The sequence below is a fragment of the Komagataeibacter diospyri genome (assembly GCF_006538165.1).
Taxonomy (GTDB): Bacteria; Pseudomonadota; Alphaproteobacteria; order Acetobacterales; family Acetobacteraceae; genus Komagataeibacter; species Komagataeibacter diospyri.
The window spans coordinates 1-1,316 of sequence record NZ_BDLU01000088.1 but is presented as its reverse complement, the minus strand read 5'-3'; the positions used below and the strand labels follow the sequence as shown (position 1 = coordinate 1,316).

At 56.6% G+C, this 1,316-nt stretch carries 1 protein-coding gene; it reads right to left on the bottom strand.

Annotated elements, in window-relative coordinates; all coding sequences use genetic code 11:
- Positions 1-34 precede the first annotated feature (34 nt).
- On the bottom strand, positions 35-1,258 hold the full coding sequence (locus MSKU9_RS17455) for an IS256 family transposase (RefSeq protein WP_141262618.1): 1,224 nt from the start codon (positions 1,256-1,258) through the stop codon (positions 35-37).
- Between the last annotated feature and the right edge of the window lie 58 nt (positions 1,259-1,316).

Below are 1,316 nucleotides of genomic sequence, written 5' to 3'. Positions count from 1 at the left end.
GAGACTGTGTAGAATTTTGTGCGGTGCCATTTTTTCAGGCCATTGGGAACCGCTCATCGAACATGATAGCGAGCTGGCATCTGACAGCGTACCATTCGCGCACTGAGCGCTTCCACTCTGCTGAGGTAGCATTGAGCGTCAGGTAAATCAATTTTGCTGCGGCCTCTTCACTGGGGAAATGGCCACGGGTGTGCACGGCACGACGGATCTTTGAGTTCAGGGCCTCAATGGCATTTGTTGTGTAAATCAACCTGCGCACTTCCGGAGGATAATCGAGGAACGGAATGACCTCATTCCATGCTCTGCGCCAACTGGGCGCGATGGCCGGGTATTGTCTGGCCAGATCGCTTTCTTCGAACCCGCCGAGGGCTGCCTCGGCCTCTGTGGCGTCCACTGCTGTATAGATCGCCTTGAGAGCTGTGGCGATGGCCTTGCGGTCTTTGTAGCTGGCAAAGCTCATGGAATGACGCAGCAGATGAACGATACACGTCTGAATGCGGGTTCTGGGGAAGGCCGCCTCGATAGCCTGCGGAAAGCCCTTCAGCCCGTCGACTACGGCGATCAGGATGTCCTGCACACCCCGATTGCGCAGGTCGCTGAGGACCTTGGCCCAGAATTTGGCCCCTTCATTCGCCTGGAACCACAGCCCCAGAACGTCCCGTGTGCCGTCAGGCAGGATCGCCAACGCCACGAAGACAGCCTTGTTCGAGACAGTCCCATCACTGCGGATATTGACCCGGATCGCGTCCATGAAGACGATCGGGTAGCAGGGTTCCAGCGGGCGGTTCTGCCAGGCGGCGACCTCCTCCATCACGGCGTCGGTAATCGCGGAAATGAGGCTCGGGGAGGCCTCAACGCCGTAGATTTCCTCAATATGCCCCTGGATTTCACGGGTCGTCAGACCCCGGGCATACATACTGATGATCTTGCGGTCGAACTCGGGAAAGCGACGCTGATACTTTGCAATCAACATCGGATCAAACGTACCGTTCCGATCCCGGGGAATATCCAGAACAACCTTGCCGCTCTCTGTCGTCACGGTCTTCTGGCTATTGCCGTTTCTGCGATTGGGCGGCTGATTATCCTCAGCAGAGGCTCCATTGGCGCGCTCCTCATCAAGATGAAGTGTCATCTCCGTGTTGAGCGCTCGCTCCGCCAGAGCCTTCGTCAATTCCGAGAGTATGCCGCTTTTGCCAAACAGGTCGCCAGGTGAACGACCTTCCATCAGACGGTCCAGAATATCTTTATCAATGCTCATGCGGGGGCTCCTCTTCGAGCAGATTATCACTGCACCGCACAAAATTCAGGATAGTCCC

Bases quoted from the DNA above. Each gene is read 5' to 3' on its own strand.
- MSKU9_RS17455 (WP_141262618.1), bottom strand. From the start codon at position 1,258: ATGAGCATTGATAAAGATATTCTGGACCGTCTGATGGAAGGTCGTTCA.